The organism is Nocardia abscessus (assembly GCF_015477775.1).
Taxonomy (GTDB): Bacteria; Actinomycetota; Actinomycetes; order Mycobacteriales; family Mycobacteriaceae; genus Nocardia; species Nocardia abscessus_A.
On record NZ_JADLQO010000071.1, the window covers coordinates 1 to 520 of the forward strand.

Annotated in this window: 1 protein-coding gene; it reads left to right on the plus strand. The window is 64.2% G+C overall.

Features of this window, described 5'->3' with window-relative positions:
* On the plus strand, positions 1-363 hold a 363-nt coding region (locus IU450_RS39315), incomplete at its 5' end, for a hypothetical protein (RefSeq protein WP_195154787.1).
* Between the last annotated feature and the right edge of the window lie 157 nt (positions 364-520).

Genomic DNA, 520 nt, shown 5'->3' on the forward strand with positions numbered 1-520 from the left:
TCTCTGGCAGTGGCGCTGATCGCTGCGACGGTGCTCGGCACCGTCAAGTCTCTCGCTCCCCGGGCACAGAGCCGATGGTTGAGTTGGCGGCAGCAGCGCACCGCGACGATCCAGGCCCGAAGTGCCGAACGGGAACGGCAACAACGCGAACGCATACGGGAGGACAAGATCGCGGCCGCACATGCTGAGGGCCGGATCATCCCAGTCAGCCGTCGCGGGCAGCGTCCAGTCGAGGTGACCTTCAGCGACGACACCAGGTCCTACTACTTCAACGGGGACATGGTCGCGTACAAGACGGCTATGAACAGCGGGCGCTACCCGCTGTTACGCACCTTCCACACCGCACCGCCGCCGATCGAATAGTCTGCGCCGTCTCATCACTACCCCGGATAAGGGCTGTTATCCGGGGTAGTGCATCTTCCGGCGTGCGGCGATCACGCCCCCGGCCGTGCGCGAAGCGGCCCCCGTTATCTGGGCCAAGCCATATCGTTGATTCTTCGGCGATTACTACCGTGACCCC